The 17522-nt window shown below is 52.0% G+C and carries 13 protein-coding genes; 8 read left to right on the forward strand and 5 right to left on the reverse strand.

Translation table 11 applies throughout. The features are described from left to right. The first annotated feature begins 167 nt into the window (after positions 1–167). The 5 genes from dsrO to PsAD46_RS10660 all read left to right on the forward strand — a co-directional run bounded on the left by dsrO (position 168) and on the right by PsAD46_RS10660 (position 10180). Positions 168–887, forward strand: a complete 720-nt coding sequence (gene dsrO / locus PsAD46_RS10640; protein WP_063306802.1) for a sulfate reduction electron transfer complex DsrMKJOP subunit DsrO — start codon at positions 168–170, stop codon at positions 885–887. Between the two features lie 3 nt (positions 888–890). After that, positions 891–1874 (forward strand): NrfD/PsrC family molybdoenzyme membrane anchor subunit, encoded by a 984-nt coding sequence (nrfD, locus tag PsAD46_RS10645; protein WP_063306803.1) that lies wholly within the window; start codon positions 891–893, stop codon positions 1872–1874. Between the two features lie 12 nt (positions 1875–1886). Beyond that, positions 1887–4967, forward strand: a complete 3081-nt coding sequence (locus PsAD46_RS10650) for a molybdopterin-dependent oxidoreductase (protein ID WP_063306804.1) — start codon at positions 1887–1889, stop codon at positions 4965–4967. Between the two features lie 454 nt (positions 4968–5421). After that, positions 5422–6525 carry a DUF1217 domain-containing protein gene (locus PsAD46_RS10655; RefSeq protein WP_063292914.1) on the forward strand — a complete coding sequence of 368 codons (1104 nt, stop codon included), beginning with the start codon at positions 5422–5424 and terminating at the stop codon, positions 6523–6525. Positions 6526–6787: 262 nt separating this feature from the next. Further along, the gene (locus PsAD46_RS10660; protein ID WP_063306805.1) at positions 6788–10180 is read left to right on the forward strand and encodes a hypothetical protein; all 3393 of its coding nucleotides are present in this window, start codon (positions 6788–6790) and stop codon (positions 10178–10180) included. A 33-nt stretch (positions 10181–10213) separates the two neighbouring features. On the opposite strand, the gene PsAD46_RS10665 is transcribed toward PsAD46_RS10660, so the two are convergent. Beyond that, on the reverse strand, positions 10214–11305 hold the full coding sequence (locus PsAD46_RS10665; protein ID WP_063306806.1) for a glycosyltransferase: 1092 nt from the start codon (positions 11303–11305) through the stop codon (positions 10214–10216). Between the two features lie 261 nt (positions 11306–11566). On the opposite strand from PsAD46_RS10665, the gene PsAD46_RS10670 reads away from it, so the two are divergent. Then, positions 11567–12781 (forward strand): serine hydrolase, encoded by a 1215-nt coding sequence (locus PsAD46_RS10670; protein WP_063306807.1) that lies wholly within the window; start codon positions 11567–11569, stop codon positions 12779–12781. Here the strand turns inward: PsAD46_RS10670 and PsAD46_RS10675 are convergent. From PsAD46_RS10675 to PsAD46_RS10690, 4 genes are all read right to left on the reverse strand, one after another. After that, positions 12776–13159: a VOC family protein gene (locus tag PsAD46_RS10675; protein ID WP_057462329.1), complete on the reverse strand. Its 384-nt coding sequence runs from the start codon at positions 13157–13159 to the stop codon at positions 12776–12778. The genes PsAD46_RS10670 and PsAD46_RS10675 overlap by 6 nt on opposite strands. Positions 13160–13317: 158 nt before the next feature. After that, positions 13318–13683 carry a VOC family protein gene (locus PsAD46_RS10680; protein WP_063306808.1) on the reverse strand — a complete coding sequence of 122 codons (366 nt, stop codon included), beginning with the start codon at positions 13681–13683 and terminating at the stop codon, positions 13318–13320. 58 nt (positions 13684–13741) lie between these two features. After that, complete coding sequence (locus PsAD46_RS10685; protein ID WP_057462331.1) at positions 13742–14527, reverse strand: enoyl-CoA hydratase-related protein; 786 nt, start codon at positions 14525–14527, stop codon at positions 13742–13744. An 84-nt stretch (positions 14528–14611) separates the two neighbouring features. Beyond that, positions 14612–15457, reverse strand: coding sequence for a LysR family transcriptional regulator (locus PsAD46_RS10690; protein WP_063306809.1), 846 nt, complete (start codon positions 15455–15457; stop codon positions 14612–14614). Positions 15458–15554: 97 nt separating this feature from the next. Here PsAD46_RS10690 and PsAD46_RS10695 point away from each other — a divergent pair, with 97 nt between their 5' ends. Further along, a complete protein-coding gene (locus tag PsAD46_RS10695; RefSeq protein ID WP_208981778.1) occupies positions 15555–16472 on the forward strand; it encodes an MBL fold metallo-hydrolase in 918 nt (305 codons plus the stop codon). Positions 16473–16676: 204 nt separating this feature from the next. Next, complete coding sequence (locus tag PsAD46_RS10700) at positions 16677–17519, forward strand: transporter substrate-binding domain-containing protein (RefSeq protein ID WP_063306811.1); 843 nt, start codon at positions 16677–16679, stop codon at positions 17517–17519. Positions 17520–17522: the final 3 nt, after the last annotated feature.

A 17522-nucleotide genomic window follows, 5' to 3' on the forward strand; every position in this document is an offset into this window, starting at 1 on the left:
TGGACGAATGAGACGCGCATCTGTGATGACTAAGGGCTTGGTCTCTGGTGTTGCTCCATCCATCTAGGGGAACTCCCCTAAGCCCGCAGATAACCTCCCCAATATTTTTGTTGCTGGCCTCCCGGTAGCTTGGGAACAACCCAAACCGTGACACTCCGGGGGGAGACATGAATTCAAGACGTGAGTTCCTCAAACTGGCCATGGCAGGCTCAACAGCTGCAGTGGCGACGCATGCATCTGCAAGCGCACAGGCAAAGCCCAAGCGCTGGGGCATGCTGGTGGATCTGCGCAAATGCATCGGCTGTCAGGCCTGCACCGTGGCGTGCACCATTGAAAACGACGTGCCCGCAGGCCAGCACCGTACCGCTGTCCCTATATACGAGCTGGATGGCCCGGATGGTCCAAGTCAGGCCGTGTTACCGCGCTTGTGCAACCATTGTGACGAGCCGCCGTGCATTCCGGTGTGTCCGGTCAATGCCACCTATAAAACCGAGGAGGGGGCTGTTGTGGTGGATGCCGAGCAATGCGTGGCCTGCGGCTACTGCGTGCAGGCGTGCCCTTATGAAGCGCGCTTCATCAACCACAAAACCGGCGTTGCAGACAAGTGCACGTTTTGTGTGCACCGCACGTCCGTTGGCTTGCTGCCTGCCTGCGTTGAAACCTGCGTTGGCAACGCCCGCGTGTTTGGTGATCTGAACGATCCGGAAAGCGAAATCCGCAAGCTGATGGCCCAGCATGAAACCAAGGGCCTGCGACCGGAATTTAAGACAGGACCAAACGTCTATTACATTGGGCTGGATGACAGGCTTGCTTCAACCGTAGCGGTTGGTGGCGGTGCCCGTGATCTGCGCCAAGGTCTTGAAATGCCTGCACATGGGGAGGTGTGAGTTATGCCTGCTGTTGATCTGATGTCTTTTGATCATGAAGCCGTTTGGCGGCCCTGGGCGGTCGCTTACTTCCTGCTGGTTGGAACGGGCGCAGGGGCTGCTTTGCTGCTGGCTTATGCTCGTCTTGTGCGCGTTGCAGAAGCCAAAGGCGCCCTGATTGTCGCCACCAGTTTTGCATTGGCCTCCGGTTTGCCATTGCTGGCAGACTTGCACCAGCCTGCACGTTTTATGCACTTTTACAGTGGTGCTGCACCCGGTTCCATCATGTGGTGGGGCAGCTGGTTCCTGCCGTTGTTTATCGCCTCCACGCTTTTGCTGGCATTCATGACTGGCCGTCGTGGCAACGCGCCCATGTGTTGCGGTGAACGCATGCTGACCATGGTTGTTGGCGCTCTGGCCCTCTGCATTTTAGGGTACACCGCTGGTGAAATGAGCGTGGTTGCCGCGCGTCCTGTATGGAACACATTCGGCTTCCCCGTTGTGCTTATTCTGACCGCCCTTATGAGCGGTGCTGGTGCCACCATGACCATTGATAGCCTCAATGGTGAGAAGGGTGATGGCCGTTACATGCTGGTGGTGACAGGTGCCGCAACTCTGGTCGCGTTTGGCCTTTGGATGCTGACCGACACCAACCTCTCAACTCTGGCGGCAGACTATGCCCCTGTTGGGTTGTTCGGTGCATTCATCATCGCAGGTGTCGTGGTTCCAGTGGTTCTGGCTGTGAGTGCAAAGGCCTCTTTGCTGCTGCGCGGTGTAAGCGGGGCGCTGGCCGTGTTTGGGGCATTGGCTTTCCGCTGGTCCACCTTCAACGGGGCGCAACTCATGTCCAAAACCGAGACCGCATTTTACGGCCATGAAGCCGCTTTGTCTCAGGACGCTCTGCGGACGCTTGCCGGGTCTGCTGGCCTGCTGATCCTCAGCCTGATCTTTGTCACGCTTCTCATCAACCTGCTGGCCGTGCGTGCCAGCAAGCAAACTCAAGCCTAAGGAGAGCCAGTTATGACTATTTCTCGCCGTGGTGTTCTTCAAGGTGCAACCGCTCTTGGCGCAGCTGGCGCTGCCTTCTGGGGCTTTGCTGAAACGGGCAAAAACTTCTATCAGGGCGTGCTGGGGGATGCGAAAGCCAAAGGCATTTCCGGAGGGGCGCTGCCACCGGAATATAAGGTTGATCCAACAACCGGAGAGGTGATCCTTAACCCCGATCAACGGGTCGGCTACACAATGTGCATGGGCTGCACCAGCGTTTGCGGCATCCGTGTGCGGGTCGACAAAGCCTCCGGCGATATTCTGCGCGCCACCGGAAACCCGTACAGCCCACTCTCCACCAATCCGCACATTCCATACGACACGCCCATCAAAGACGCGATCACCGGCCTGTCTGCCTATGATGAGCAAGGCCTTGCAGGACGCTCCACCGCTTGCGGTCGCGGCAACGCTGCCATCGCCAAGCAAAACAGCAAGGAACGCATTCTCAAGCCAATGAAACGCGTGGGAGAGCGCGGCAGTGGCCAGTGGAAGGAAATTTCCTGGGACCAGTTGATTGAGGAAACCGTTGAAGGGGGAGACCTGTTTGGGGAAGGCCAGGTGGAAGGCCTGCGCGCGATCCGCGACCTGAAGACCCCGCTTGATCCGGAAAACCCTGAGTACGGCCCTAAAGCCAACCAGCTGGTGGTGATCCCGGTCTTCAAAAACGGTCGCCTGATGATGGCTGCCCGCTTCGCCAAAATGGCTTACGGCACCCGCAACTTTGTGGGACACCGCTCCTACTGCGGCCTGTCCATGCGCGCTGGTTATGCGGCCATGCTGGACAATCTGAAAAAGCAGCCACACCTGAAGCCGGACTATCGCCATGCCAAGTACATGCTGTTCATCGGCACGGCCCCGGGCAATGCAGGCAACCCTTACAAGCTGCAGGGCACACTGATGGGCGCTGCCCGTGGGCGTGATGGGGTCAAGTACGCGGTGGTGGACCCTGTTCTCACCAACTCTCAAAACCATGCGTTTGGCAAGGACAACACATGGGTTCCTATCAGGCCGGGCACGGATGGTGCGCTGGTGATGGGCATGATCCGCTGGATCATGGAAAACGAACGATATGACGCCAAGTTTCTGGCTCAACCGTCCGGCGCAGCAGCTCAGACGGCAGGGGAGGCCAGTTGGTCCAATGCAACGCATCTGGTCATTGATGATCCAGAGCATCCAAAAGGCGGCTCATTCCTGCGGCAAGGAATGGTAACAGCTGATCTGGAAGAAGATGCTCAAAAAGCACCAATGTGCCTTGATGCGCAAACGGGAGAGCTTTCTCCTGCAAAGGGCCGCCCTGCCACACTGTTCCACCAGGGAACCGTGATACTTCTGGATGGTTCTACTGTGCCCGTAGCCACCAGCCTGAGCTTGCTGCGCCGGGAGGCACTGCACAAAACACTCGCCGAATATTCTGCAGACTGCGGCGTGCCGGAAGAGCGTATCATCTCTTTGGCACGCGACTTTACTAGCGTTGGCAAACAGGCAGCTGCCGACTGCCACGGCGGCACCATGCATGCAGCAGGCTTTTACACCGCCTATGCCATCGTCATGCTCAACGCGCTGGTGGGCAACCTCAACGCCAAAGGTGGCACCACAGCTGGTGGCGGTCGCTTCAAAGATGTGCAGAAAGGCCCGCGTTATAACCTGCTCGCCTTCCCCGGCAAGGTGAAGGTGAAAGGCGTTGATGCAGGCCGCGGTGGCTTTGCCTACGAGAAAACCAGCGAGTTCAAGCGTCTGACTGCGGGCGGCAAAAACCCATATCCAGCACAGGCACCATGGCATTCCTTCACCCAGCCCATGGGTGCACAATGGCTCACCTCTGTGTTGGAAGGGTATCCTTACAAAGCCAAAGCCGTGATCACATGGTCCTCCAACCCGGTCTACGGTGTTGCGGGCATGGAAAACGACGTCAAAGAGAAGATCAAAGACACCAAGCGCTTGCCGCTGTTCATCGCCATTGATCCATTCATCAACGAGACCTCTCGTTTCGCCGATTACATCGTGCCGGACCGTGTGTTCTACGAGGCATGGGGCTGGGCATCCGCCTGGGGCGGTGTGCCAACCAAGGTCTCCACGGCCCGCTGGCCGGTGGTGGATTGTCAGACCGGCAAAACACCGGATGGTCGCCACATGGACATGGACAACTTCTTCATCGATGTCGCCAAACGAATGGATCTGCCGGGTTTTGGCGACAAAGCCATACCGGATGCAGACGGCAACCTGCACCCGCTGCACCGCTCTGAGGATTTCTGGATGCGAGCCGGTGCCAACGTGGCGTTTGATGGCGGTGCGGTGCCGGAAAGTGATGACGCCGACATGACGATCACCGGTGTGGATCGTATCCGAGCAGACTTGGAAAGTACCCTGAAGCCAGACGAATGGCGCCGTGTTGCTTATGTTTACAACAGAGGTGGCCGCTATGAGGATGTGGCGAAAACATACAAAGGGGACACCTTCGCGCGGTCTTATAAGAAAGGCATTCAGGTCTGGAACGAGACTGTCGGCACCGCGCGAAACTCCATGACGGGTAAGAAGTTTGTTGGCTGCCCAACATGGCAGGCCCCAAGCTTTGCTGATGGAACTAAGGTGGACAAAGCCTTCCCGCCGGATCTATGGCCGTTCCGCGTTGTCAGCACTAAATCCCAGTTGCGCTCTTCCAGTACCGGAGGCAATCCGTATCTGGATGATCTCAAGCTCTCCAACGCCATTGCCATCAACACGGTAGATGCGGACCAGCTCTCAATCAAAACCGGAGACTGGATCACCGTCATCTCCCCAAGCAACCGTATCAGCGGGCAGGCCTTGGTTCGCCAAGGCATCGCACGGGGCGCCATCGGCATTGAGCACGGCTACGGCCACCGCGAGTTAGGCGCGCGCACCCACAAGATCGGAAAGGTCATTTTGGAAGGACATTCTGAGCGAGGCCTCGGCACTAACAGCAATGACCTGGGCTACACCGATCCAACGAGCAAACGACCAGCCCTGCTCGCCGACCCCGTCGTCGGCAGCATCGCCCGTCAGGCTCTCCCCGCGCGTATAGAAAAAATGAGCTAACCGAACTCCGGAGAATACCTAGGGTTCTCATAAAAAGAATACGCCAACAAAAACATCAGGCACTACCCCCAACGGTGCCTGATAACAACAAACAGCCAAAGCCAAACGCCCCACCAACCCGGTATGAGGCACATCTCGGGCAGAAAAACTCCGACAACCCTCGCCAAAGATGGTGGAGGTCTTTTTTTGTGGGAGAAGGGGTACGAGGTTACGTGAGGCGATTCTCCAATAATCATTGCAACATCACGAGAAGCTCAAGAAAACCAATCTTAAGGCTGGATACTGGGCAGGACCAAACTCTGCATGGCTCGATTTTTCTGCCTGAAGTGCAATCATTACAATGGTTTAAATAAACCAGTCCGTAGAAAAGATCAGCACCAAAGTTCATCAGGTTCAGACAAGACAACCGAGTCAGACTACCCCAAACTGTTTTTATGTAATCGGGTTCAATTCAATGGATACTCATCTTCGATTTTCAGTGCTTAATCGCGACTTGCCTGCTGCAAAAGATCGAACAGCAAAAGATCCAGAAATTGCACGCGAGATTCAGTACTACGAAGAAAATTTTAAGAACGTAGAGACCGTTGACGATCTTCTAAACGATTATCGCTTGTATAATTTCATGATGAAAACGATGGGCCTTGAAGACATGGCCTACGCGAAGGGCATGGTCCGAAAAGTTCTGACTGAAGGTACGTCAGACGAAAAAGCGCTAGCGAACACGCTAAGCGATGGTCGATTTAAGGAACTGGCTGAAGCATTCCCCTTTAATAAAGACGGAACCATTGAAGGTACGTTCGATTGGTCGAGTAAGAATGAAGCTCTGGATGAGAAAGTTGTCCGATATACAAATGTCCCAGGTGAAAAAGTTGAGGATGTTGACCGACTTGCCGATTACTATCTGCAAAAGATGCAGAGAAATGTTGGTTTGACGATTCAGCTTCTGGCGGATCCAGCCCTTTATAAAGTAGTTACAATAGCTTACGACATTCCTGAGGAAATCATCAATGGACCAAAAGAAGAGCGAGTTGAATGGTTTGATGAAAATCTTGATCTGGATGAGTTGAAAAAGCCTGCTGAACTTAAAGATGCGGTTGAGAAATTTAAAGATGGGCTGGAAGCGCAGCGCGTTGAGAGTACTAAAAATATTATAGAAAAATATATCCAAGTTAACTTTGAAGAAGATGAAGGTGAGCAGAACGAAGGCGTAAGACTTGCACTCAACTTTCAAAGAACGGCAAAAGATATCACGGATGCCTATGAGATTCTCGGCTCACCAGCTCTTTATCAAGTTGTAAGAACTGTTCTTGGTATGCCCCAGGAAATGGTCGGAACAAATATCGACAATCAAGCCGCGGTCATTAATGAAAAATTCGATGTTAAGAAATTTAAGAATCCTGCAGAGGTCGACAAGTTCGTCAAGAAGTTCGTAATTCTCTACGATGCGCAAAATGGAATTGGAACGGCTCCATCCGTGCAACTTTTCGCCAGTAATCCGGGCGTTGGGATCCCTGAGAACGTACTTACAGCGGTGAACGCTCTTAAGTTTGGTGGTTAGGCTAAACAATGGTGGCGTGAACGTGTCACCTTTCTGACTTCTAACGTTACAGAATGCACCCCTTGAGGCGGTTAAAGATCGTTAGCGGCTTCTCTTATTTGTTCGTTTGTCTCGTATTTTAGTGATGAGTGTTTAAAGCAATTTCATTGCACGATTTCTTTTTATTAAATATTCGCTCGATAGAGGGGTATTAGTGAAACATAATCTCATGGCGTAAGTGATATCCCGCATTAACTTATTTTAGTGCGCCAAGAGGTCCGTTATGGCTGGTTCCGATATCCCTTCCGGTTCAAATGAAACTGCTGGTACTCCAAAACAGTCCAGTCAGGTTGATGCATGGGCGAATGCTATGCTCAAAATTTGCAGTATTGATCCTTCTGAGGCCGATACTGTTTCCTCCTATGGAGATGAAGTGCCCGAGGCGCTTGAGGTATCGCTTGATACCGCGGAAGGCATTCAGAATGCAGTAGCGCAGTCCTATGTAGAATTCGGAAGTCTTACGGAAAAGGCCCATCTGATCATCGACAAGGAACAGCGCAAAATCTTCGATAATTTTGAGCAGAAAACCGATGATTACCTGAATGAAGCTGAACGTGCTGCTGAAGGGGAAGACATCGATGTGGCAAATGATTTCCTTGATAATGCAAAGCTCAGCATGAAGGGCATGAGCGAGGCACTTGATCGTGGTGTTTCAACAGCTCTCAAGCTGGACGGCTACGTACAGGAAGTCACCGCTCTGCTCAAAGAAGCTGGGACCTATTACAAACAGCGTAACAAGATCCCTTATGAAGAACAGCTTTCTGACCTTTTAAGCTACCAGACCATGGTGGAAACACTGGGGCAGGAAGCCAAGCTGCTCATTTCTGAAAATCGCGTTGCTGATGCTAAAACAGCCATCGAGCAGATGAAAGCCGCCATCGGCAACATGCCGAAGTGCTTTGAAACGCCAAAGAATGCCAAGACTGCGAAGAAAGCTACTGCGGATGATGTGGAATTCGGTCTGGTTTCCAAGGGCGCGCATGCGATGGAGGATGTTGAGTTCCTTGATGATGTGTTTGGTGAAGAGATTGCACTTGCTGAACGGCAGGATGCGATTTTTGCCCTGCACCAAAAGGTGGAAGAAGAGCACAAACAGGATCAGACAGGTTGGTCCAAAAAGTCTGTGACAGAGTTTGAAGATGCCTATCAAGTCGCGAAAAATGCTCTGGATGGCGGGCATAAAATGGCGACAGATCTCTGGCTTGATTCAGACGTCAAAAAAGCTCTGCCCAAGATTGATAGTTTGGTTGAAACCGGTCGAACCATGCACATGCGCATGAAGAAAATCAGTCTGACTGCGCAAGGGCATAATGATGCTGAAACAGACGAAATCATCTCCGCTGAGAAGGAAACAGCAGGAGATGTGCTTGAAAACCGTCTGGCACGGTTGAGGGGAGATCTGGAAAGTCTGAAGACTGCCATCAACACAAGCAATGCTAATTGGCGTCCGATTTGTCAGCGTGTGAATGGAAAGGACTTCGAAGAAGCCTTCAAAGGTGCGATCGCGAGTTACGAGGATGGTGTAACTTGTGCTGCCTCAAACATAGAAGACAAAGAAGCGCATTGCGAACAGCTCCAGCAATATGTCTCTCACGCTAAGTCTTATTTGGTGCAGATGCAGCAACTCTTTGCAAAAGCTCAGGAAACCCGCAATAACGACATTTCCGGTATCAACATCAAAGCAAAAGAAGCGACCGCTAAATTGCAGAATCTGGTGAAGCGTCGGCCTGAGATTCAGGCTTGGAGCGTTGATCTTGGAGCCTTCGATCAAGCCCGTACGCTCGCTGCAAAGGCGCTTGAAGCGCTCAATGTGGCCATGGCTGATAATAGCACGGCTGTAAGTGTTGCTGCGTTGAACGCGTTCAACAGCCAGATTGCTGATATGCAGGAAGCGTTTGATGTCGCAGCCGCTGAAATTGAACGGACCAGCGCGGACATTAAGTTCCGTCTCAAGAACGTGAAAAGTGTGTTTGCCAATCTTGCAGCCCGCAAAGAAGAGCTGAAGAAAAAGCCCAAGGAGTTTGCAGAGTTCTATAAGGCAAACAATGATGCCTTTACGTTGATTACCCAGGATCAGGTTGTTCTGTCCAATCGTGATAAGAAGGGCGTCGACGATCTGCTGGCAGGTGTCGAAGTGGCTCTTGGCAAAATGCGGGCCTTACTTGGCATGCCGGATGCTGGAGAAGGTGGGGTTCAAACTGATGCCTCTGGCCGTAGAGATGAGTTGCTTCAGGCCGTGCGAGACAGGTTTGGCCAACTGAAGCAGGTTGAAAAGTGGGCCAGAGAGAACCCTGAGGTTGAAGGCCACTATGCGGACATCGCAGACGCTCATGCCGATGCTCAGGAGCAAGCAGACACCTTTAAGGTCGGTCTCATCGAGCTTGGCAATATGGATCCAAAAGTGGTTGAAAACGCCTTGCGTGCCATTGATCAGGATCTGGATGATATGGACAACCTCTTCCAGGCAGCCAGAGAGCAGATGGAGCAGCTGAAAGGAGCTGAGGCGATTGAGGGGGAACTCAACGCGAAATCTGACCTTCTGGAACGCATCAAAGCGCATAATCCTCGTATCACCAAATATGAAGACAAAACAGGTCTGTTCCAGGACTTGGGTGAAAAGGATTTTTACAAAGGCATCATCGCCAATCTCAGAGACTGTCTGCTAACTGCCTCTGATTTCTATTTTCAGGATGAAGACGCCAAGGGTGAAGCGGAACTGGAGAAGGTTGAGGTCTACTACGACAGCCTTGATGAGGCACTCAAGCAAGCTGCTGCAACCCGAAAGGAAGTTGCAGGTTTTGAGCATATTCTCGACATGGCAAGCCAGTCACTTGCTGATTTGAATGCAAAAGAAGAGAACCTGAAAACCCGACCACAGCGCAATGCCTTTGTTGTGAATAGCGCTGAAGTGAAGAAGTTTATGGCGGATGTTTCCAAACATATCGGCCAGCAGGATATCAAGCCAATTCGCGAAATTATTCCAGCACTTGAAGCTGCAGTTCAGAAGATGGAAGAGGAGTTCCCAAAATCCAGAGGCGAGAAGTTGAAAGCCGCTTTGGGGAAGAAAAAGAAGGGAACCTTCGAAGACGAGTTGATTGCTATGCAGCAGCGGCAAGCAGCTGCTGAAGCAGCAAGAGCGGCTGAAGAAGAACGCCGCGCAAACTCTGACGAACATCTGAGCGCAGAAGAAAAACAAGCCAAGGCCAATAAGAAAGAAATCTGGGATATGGAGCAGATTGTCTTCAAAGCCTGTGAGTTGATGGTGGGGCTTGATAGAAAATTCGAGCCAGCGGAATCTGATCTGAGTAAAAGGGAAAAAGCCACCCGGAGTGCAAAAGAGAAGCAGAAGCTGGCTAAAGAAAGGGCTCCGCTTAAACAGTACTACACCAACAGAGAAGCCTTTAAGGCGCTCATTGTAGAGATTGGCGAGCTGCACCGTAACCTTAAGCTCGAGGAAGCCTGGAAGCTCATTCCCAAGATCAAGGCAGCCGCTTTGAAGATGGAAGAAGAGTATCCAAAAACACGATCTGAAAAAGCAAAAGCCGCACTTGGTAAAAAGAAGAAGAAAGACTTCTTCGGCGATGATGTGGAACCTAAGAGTGGCAAGAAGAAGTAGTCAGGCGGGTCTCAAAGAGGAGGCGTAGTAAGACTATGCCTCTTCCTCCAGTCGCTTTCGTAGGGCGTATTTGACGAGTTTGTTGGGTTTGGAGAGCAGGGACTTGAGGTGCCTGCTCTTTGAGATTTCGCGCTGGAGTTTGTAAAGAACCTCAGCACTTTCAGTGTCTTCAATCCGCATAGCCTGATCAAACAGAAGCCCGAAGGCCTGGCCCAGGGCTTTTTTGTTGAACTTTTCCTTATTGTTGAGCAGGAAGGCTTTGACTTGATCGATATCCATTGAGTTCAATGATTTACGATCCACAAAGGCCTTTTTGTTGCAGTAATAATCCTGTCGTGCGGAGATGAGGCGCTCGCGCACCAGCCGTTCATCAACGGCTTCCAGATCAAACTCATCTGCCATCTGGTCCACCGGATCACGGTGCCCGGCGCGGCGTTGCTGTACGCTGATTTCTGCAAGGCGGCTGATGTAAAAATGCTTCCAGAACCTGTTGGTCAGATCACGTTTATCCGGAAACCCGCGATAGGCGACAAGCCTCTCTGGCAAGTTGGCAAAGGAGTACCTGTCCTGCGCGCGTAACCAGAGGTCATAATCCTGACAGATCGTGAAGATTTCGCGGTAGCCTCCAAGGTCTACAAGTGCGCGGCGTCGCATCATCATGGAGGGGTGAACGAAGGTGTTCTGGCCGCGATCCAATTGCGCTTTAATCTCGAAATCATCCTCTGGGAACTCAAAGGATCCCATGACCCTGTCATGATCGTTGATATGATCGGCGAAGGTGCCGAGAAACGAAATGTCCGGGTTTTCTTTAAGGAATTCAATCTGCTTGGCAAACCGCTCTGGTCTGCACAGATCGTCGCCATCCATACGGGCGATGTAAACACCGCTGGCCTGTGAGATGCCAAAGTTGAGGGCGCCAGCCATGCCGAAATGGGGGGAATGCAACAGCTTGAACCGGTCATCAACAGAGGCGATGTCTGCACACACATCTTCCGATCCATCAGAAGAGTGATCGTTGATCATGAGCACTTCGAAATGAGGGAAGCTCTGGTACTTTATGCTCTGCAATGCAGGCAGCAGATATTTGCCGCAATTGTGAACCGGAAGAACGACACTGATCTCCACAATACCAACCTCATAGAGTGCTCGGGAATCTTCGAAAGGGCATGCGGGCCAAACCTAACAGCTTCCGCACCCGGTTTATTCCGGCAGATCTGGTTGGTTATAGACCGAGGTATGATTTGTTCTGAGGTGGCTAAGCATCAACCTCTCACTTCGCCCAACTGTGGCTTATTGCAGAAGAGGGAAGACAGGCTTTGCCAATCTCACAGGCTCACTTTAAGAGAAGAGAGACGATTCCAGCTGGTTGACCTGAGGCGATTTGAAATGCGCACCCTGAAAGAGATGTTTCTTGATCCAATCCTGAGCCTAAAGGATGCGCTGGAGAACCTCTCCCCTGCCAAGCGGATCACGCCGGAGATGATTGCGCTGCGCAACACGTCTGATATGGACCTGCTGTTTCAGGTCTGGAATGGCAACGGCGATGACCTTTCCATGTTCTCGACCGGCTTCCTTTCTCTGGTTGGAGAACAGGGGCTGAAACGGTCTTTGGAGGATGCACTTGCCGCTTACGGAGCAGCGCAAGAAATCAGCAAAGAAACGCAAAAAAACGCATTTCTCGTCAAAACAACGCACTTTAAGATCGTTGTCCTGTTGGAGCGGGAAAGATCCGGCAAAATCAAAGGCTTATTTATCAAGCCCGCGCTGTATCAGGTAGAAAACCTTGATGAGTGCCTGTCTCTGATGCAAGAGATCACAGGAACGTCCAGCCTTCTCATTCGCAAAGATGGTGTAGAATTTTTCAGCAAAAATGCAGATCAGCCCTTGGCGATTGGCCCAGCTTACAAGTTGTTTGTGATGCAGGAACTGGTGCGCCGTGTGAAAAGCGGCGAGCTGAAGTGGAACCAGAAGGTTCGACTGGAAAAAGACTTGGAATCCCATCCGGTTAGCAGTCTTTACGCCAAAATGAGCGGCGGATTGGTGACCCTGCAGGTGGTTGCACAGCACATGATGGCGGCCTCTGATAACTCCGCTGCTGATGTTGTTCTCAACCTTATCGGCACTAAGCCATTGGAAACGCGAGAAGAACGGACACCGTTCCTGACATCTCGTCAGTTTTATCAACTCAAGGCGGATCGTGATCTTGCCGAGAAATATGGTCAGGCGGATGTTGCTAAGCGCCGGAAAATTCTGGAGAAAATCGAGGAACGTTCACTGCCCGCGATTGAAGATGTGGCGGACCCATATCTCAGCGGAGTGGAATGGTATGCAAGCGCGGAAGAGCTCTGCGATGTGATCGGCGAAATAGCAGATGACAAGGCGATGCAGTTCAACCCTGGCCTCGCGGAAAAGACCGACTGGCAACGCATTGCTTTCAAAGCTGGAAGCGAGATCGGTGTTCTTAATTTTACCTATGATCTCAAAGGTTTGAATGGGACGCATTGGCAGGTTGCGGTGACGTGGAACCACGAGGATATTCTGCCGGAGGGCAAGTTGCTCGGCCTCACCAACGCGTTGTTGCAGGAGCTGAAAAAGCTATAGCTTGTGCTGCACCATGTCCTCGGGTTGCATCAGTTCAACGCGGTTGCCGAAGGGGTCATGGGTGGTTCTTCTCAGGAAGCCAATGAAGGTCGGGTCCTCTGAAACCTCATATCCCGCATCCCGCAGGTGCTCTGTGAGCTTCATGATATCATCCACCACGAAGGCTGGATGACCCACCTTGTTGGCGACAAACGGGTCTTGCACGCTCAGGTGCAGATTGACAGAACCTACTGAAAACCAACCACCTTGTTGGTGCCGCGCTATCTCAGGCCGCTCAATTTCTTCAAAGCCCAACAGGTCCACGTAAAACTCGCGGGCGAGCTTATCCCCGTCAGGCGCGATGGGAAGGTTGATGTGTTGCAAACCGAGAATGGTCATCTGCCGAGGCTCCTGTGCCGAGGTGAGCTTGCTTGATTAACTCACCCTCTAACACACACAGGATATCGTGAGGTTTTCGAAAACTCGAAGATTTTCTGTTTATTTATCAATGTCTAAAGCAGAAATTTGAATTCTATTCTGGCGTGCAGCACTAGCAGTCAGGCCGTCTTCTGCATCAACTCGATGCGGTTGCCAAACGGGTCTTCGGTGAACTTGCGGATATAGCCTGGCAATGGCTTGTCGTCCTTCAACACAGCGCCTGCTGTGGCCAGACGATCAACCGTTTCCTGAAGGCTATCAAACAAAAAGGCGGGATGGGCTTTCTTGTTTGGGGTGAACGGATCTTCCACGCCAACATGCAGGTTAACGCTGCCTGCGGTGAACCAGGCGCCGCCACGGCCTTGTAAAGACGCAGGTTTTTCGACTTCGGTAAAACCGAGCAGGCCGATGAAGAAAGCGCGGGCCGCCTCTTCCTGCCCTGCTGGCATGGTCATCTGGACGTGATCAAGTGCAATAATGCCCATATATATCCTCAATTATGGTTTTGGGAGGCGCCGCAACCATACGAGAAGGAAGCGGGCGCTATTTGAAAACAGGTGAGCGTTTTTCAAGAAACGCGTTCAGGCCCTCGGCATGGTTTTCCGAATTTCCAGCCCGACGCTGCATCTCCGCTTCCCGCACAAGCTGGTCTTCCAACGTACTATCAGCTGATGCATGAATGAGATGTTTGGTCATGGCATACGCCGATGTTGGGCCTTTGGCAAGTTTAGTTGCAACATCTAGTACCTCACCTTGAAGTTGGTCATCTTCAATGGCTTCCCAGATCAGGCCCCAATCAGCCGCGCGGTCCGCAGTCAGCGGCATACCAGTCAGCATCAACCCCTTGGCACGCACCTCGCCCACCATCCGTGGTAAGTGGAAGGACGCACCAGCACCAGGGACAAGCCCTAACTTGCTGAAAGCGTGTATGAATTTGGCACTCTTGGCGGCAAACACCATGTCGCAGGCAAAGGCGAGACCTGCCCCAGCACCCGTTGCAACGCCATTCACAGCGCACAAAACCGGCTTTTCCATCTGTCGGATTGCGTGAATAATCGGGCTGTAATGTTGTGTTAGAACATCACCCAAATCCGGCTTTTCGCCAGTGCTATCGGGCAGGATGTCGTTGAGGTCCTGTCCGGTGCAAAAGGCGCGGCCTGAGCCGGTGAGGATAACTGTGCGCACCTCAGAGCTGGTGTGGGCCTCGTTCAACGCGGATAACAAGTCCTGACGCATCTCTGGTGAGAGGGCATTGAGTTTGTCTGGGCGGTTGAGCGTTATTCTCAAAACACCACCAAGCTGTTCTTTTAAAAGGGTATCCTGCGCCATACTCTCTCGTCCCATGCAATCAGTTACTAAAATCTGCGGGGATACTACCGAATTGATCAGCCTGCGCCCATAAGCCATTTGGTCTTACCGGTGGGCTTTTGCGCACTCTATGATGTGTTGGATAAAAGCCCGTGTGCGTTTCGGTCTGTGCTTTCGGGCTGGGGTTACAATGTAAAGCGGTACCTCAGGGATCTGCAGTGTGGTTTTTAGGTGATGTAACTGGCCTTGTTCCACGTCATGCTCACAAAGAGAAATCGGCAACACAGCAACGCAATCCGTTGATAATGCGAGTTGTTTGGTCAAACGGAAGTTGGTGGTCTCTATCGTATGAGTGGAGGTTGTACCCACCGAGAACTCAGCTAGAAAGCCTCCCGGATCTCGAAGAGCGAAGGAGGCAATGTTGTCTTCTGTGATGAGCTTGTGCGGTTTGCGAGAGAATAGTCCAACAGGGTCATAAGTGTAGCGCTGCGCGATCAGAGTTTCTTCTCCCGGATGCCGCGCGCGGATCGCGAGATCGAAGTGATCTGCCACGAGATCCACCGGACTGTCGCTCATATCAACGTAAAACGAGACCTTGGGATGCAGCTTGCCAAAGCTGCTCAGCAGCGCTTCTAACGTTTCTGCCGGATAATCTGTTGGGACGGAAAGGCGAATGTTTCCAGAGAGTTCGTCTTTTTCTAGCAGGTCGCTTTCAGCTTTTAGAAGCGCTTCCAAGGCTGGCTCGCACTGCTGCAAAAACCGTTCACCCTCCAGCGTCAAAGAAACCCGCCGTGTGGTGCGGTGAAGCAGTTGCACGCCGAGCCGTTCCTCCAACGCTTGCACGCGAGCTGTAACCGTTGAACGGGGAATACTCAGATGCTCTGCGGCCTCAGTGAAGGAGTTCAGGCGAGCGACGTCAACAAAGGTTTGCAACTGGATGATGTTCGTCATTATGCAACTATATCGTTTAATGATGACAGTATTATCTGAATACTCCAGCCGCTCAGAGTTTGCTAGCCCTATGCTCCATACAGAGATAGGTGACAAGATGAACAGACGGAAATTTCTTGGTTTGAGTGGAACAACAGCACTGGTTTCTGCCGTTGGTTTGCCCTTACTGGCACATGCAAAAGCGAATAGCTCGTCAGAGGAAACGCTGTCGATACAGTGGCTTGGCGGCGCTACAATGCTCATCAGTTTTGATGGAGTGACGTTCCTCACGGATCCTGCCTTTGGCGTTGGGAAGCAGGCGATTGTGATGCCGAACCCGAATGAGATGTTTGATCTCGCCAAGGGACCCAATACCAAACCGCAACCAAGATTTGGGGCTTTACCTGCGTTTGATCTTGGAGCGGTGACTGCAACACTGATCAGTCATTCCCATCCAGACCATTTTGATGCAGCAGCAGAGGCGAGAATTGCATCTGACATGGCGATGATCACGACAGAGCCTGACAAGCAAGTACTTGCAAAGAAGGGCTTTTCCAATATCACCGCTCTGCCATGGGGCGAGCAAATGGTGTTCCCGACTAAGTCTGGTCAGATCACCATCACGGCAGTTCCCGCTGAGCATTCTGAGAATGTGGAGATCCTAAAGATCCTCGGGCCAGGTAATGGGTACTTCTTTGAGTTCGTGGCCGGTGATTATCGCAGGACCATGTACTGGACTGGCGATACCTTCCCGGTAGATGATGTGATGGCCAAAGTCCAAGCCCTTGGTGCCATTGACGTTCTTGTGCCGCATGTTGGCGGGGTGGGTGTGACGGGCGCTCTTGGGAAGATCAGCATGGATGCCGCAGATGTGGTGGATATGGTGGATCGCCTGAAGCCGAAACGTGTCCTGCCGATTCATCACTCCACGTTTGGGCTGTTCCTTGAACCGATCTGGAGACTGGTGCAGGCGATGGAGAGGCATGAAGCTGATCTTGATGTCATCGCAGAAGGCAGCACGGTTCAATACCAATAGATGAAGATGTATGTGCGATGACTATTATGAGTCATCGCGCATACTATCTAATAAATGGGCAATCAGAAGAATAAATAGATTAGCCTTATAGATTTCACTCAGTGAAACTGAAATGTATTCATATATGAATAAATGAGAATCTCTTGTTTACCTTGGTTCTGTTGCCTAGGATCACCCGGATAATATTATTATTTGGAGGGGTAAATGAATATTATTAAATCAATCGCGAGTATTGGCTCGGTTGTCAGCGTGTCTTTGCTGGCATTATCTCAACCCGCATTTTCCGGCGAAGTGATGGACCGCGTCATGGAAAGCAAGGTGATCCGCGTCGCGACCAACTCCGGATATCCGCCAGCTTCGTTTCTGAATGCTAATGGTGTGTTTGAAGGTTATGACATTGATGTTTCAAAAGAAGTCGCCAAACGTATGGGGGCAAAGGCAGAGTTCCTGAACCCGGCTTGGGAGGCCATTACATCCGGCAAGTGGGGCGGGCGCTGGGAGATGTCCATCGGTTCCATGACGCCAACACCTGCCCGCGCGAAAGTGCTCGATTTTCCAGCAGTTTACTATTACACGCCTGCTGCGTTTTACGTGCACAAGGACGCGTCTTATGAGACGGTTTCGGAGCTGAATGGCAAGCGCATCGGGGCCAGCACAGGTTCAACCTTCGAGTACTATCTTCAGCACGAGTTGGAGCTGGACGCGGCTTATTCTCCTGCGTTCGAGTTTGCGGTGACACCGGGTGAAGTCCGCACCTATGAGGCTGACAGCAACGTTCTGGATGACCTGCGTTTGGGAGATGGCAAGCGTCTGGATGCTGGTATCACTTCGGTCCCAACCATTTTGGAAGCGATCAAGGCGAACTATCCGATCCGTATTCTGGGAGAAGCGGTGTTCTTTGAGCCTTTGGCCGTTGTGACGTCTCGTGATGACCCTGAGTTTTCTCAGAAAGTCGGCGAAATCATTGAGGAAATGCGGGCAGACGGTACCTTGGTTGAGCTTTCCAAAAAGTGGTTTGGGGCTGACCTTGTAACCACGACGCACTAGTGC

This window comes from Pseudovibrio sp. Ad46 (assembly GCF_001623065.1).
Taxonomy (GTDB): Bacteria; Pseudomonadota; Alphaproteobacteria; order Rhizobiales; family Stappiaceae; genus Pseudovibrio.

What these genes read in the sequence shown, in the direction of transcription:
- dsrO (WP_063306802.1), top strand. Translation starts at nt 168, where the DNA reads ATGAATTCAAGACGTGAGTTCCTCAAACTGGCCATGGCAGGCTCAACA.
- nrfD (WP_063306803.1), top strand. Translation starts at nt 891, where the DNA reads ATGCCTGCTGTTGATCTGATGTCTTTTGATCATGAAGCCGTTTGGCGG.
- PsAD46_RS10650 (WP_063306804.1), top strand. Translation starts at nt 1,887, where the DNA reads ATGACTATTTCTCGCCGTGGTGTTCTTCAAGGTGCAACCGCTCTTGGC.
- PsAD46_RS10655 (WP_063292914.1), top strand. Translation starts at nt 5,422, where the DNA reads ATGGATACTCATCTTCGATTTTCAGTGCTTAATCGCGACTTGCCTGCT.
- PsAD46_RS10660 (WP_063306805.1), top strand. Translation starts at nt 6,788, where the DNA reads ATGGCTGGTTCCGATATCCCTTCCGGTTCAAATGAAACTGCTGGTACT.
- PsAD46_RS10670 (WP_063306807.1), top strand. Translation starts at nt 11,567, where the DNA reads ATGCGCACCCTGAAAGAGATGTTTCTTGATCCAATCCTGAGCCTAAAG.
- PsAD46_RS10675 (WP_057462329.1), bottom strand. Translation starts at nt 13,159, where the DNA reads ATGACCATTCTCGGTTTGCAACACATCAACCTTCCCATCGCGCCTGAC.
- PsAD46_RS10680 (WP_063306808.1), bottom strand. Translation starts at nt 13,683, where the DNA reads ATGGGCATTATTGCACTTGATCACGTCCAGATGACCATGCCAGCAGGG.
- PsAD46_RS10685 (WP_057462331.1), bottom strand. Translation starts at nt 14,527, where the DNA reads ATGGCGCAGGATACCCTTTTAAAAGAACAGCTTGGTGGTGTTTTGAGA.
- PsAD46_RS10690 (WP_063306809.1), bottom strand. Translation starts at nt 15,457, where the DNA reads ATGACGAACATCATCCAGTTGCAAACCTTTGTTGACGTCGCTCGCCTG.
- PsAD46_RS10695 (WP_208981778.1), top strand. Translation starts at nt 15,555, where the DNA reads ATGAACAGACGGAAATTTCTTGGTTTGAGTGGAACAACAGCACTGGTT.
- PsAD46_RS10700 (WP_063306811.1), top strand. Translation starts at nt 16,677, where the DNA reads ATGAATATTATTAAATCAATCGCGAGTATTGGCTCGGTTGTCAGCGTG.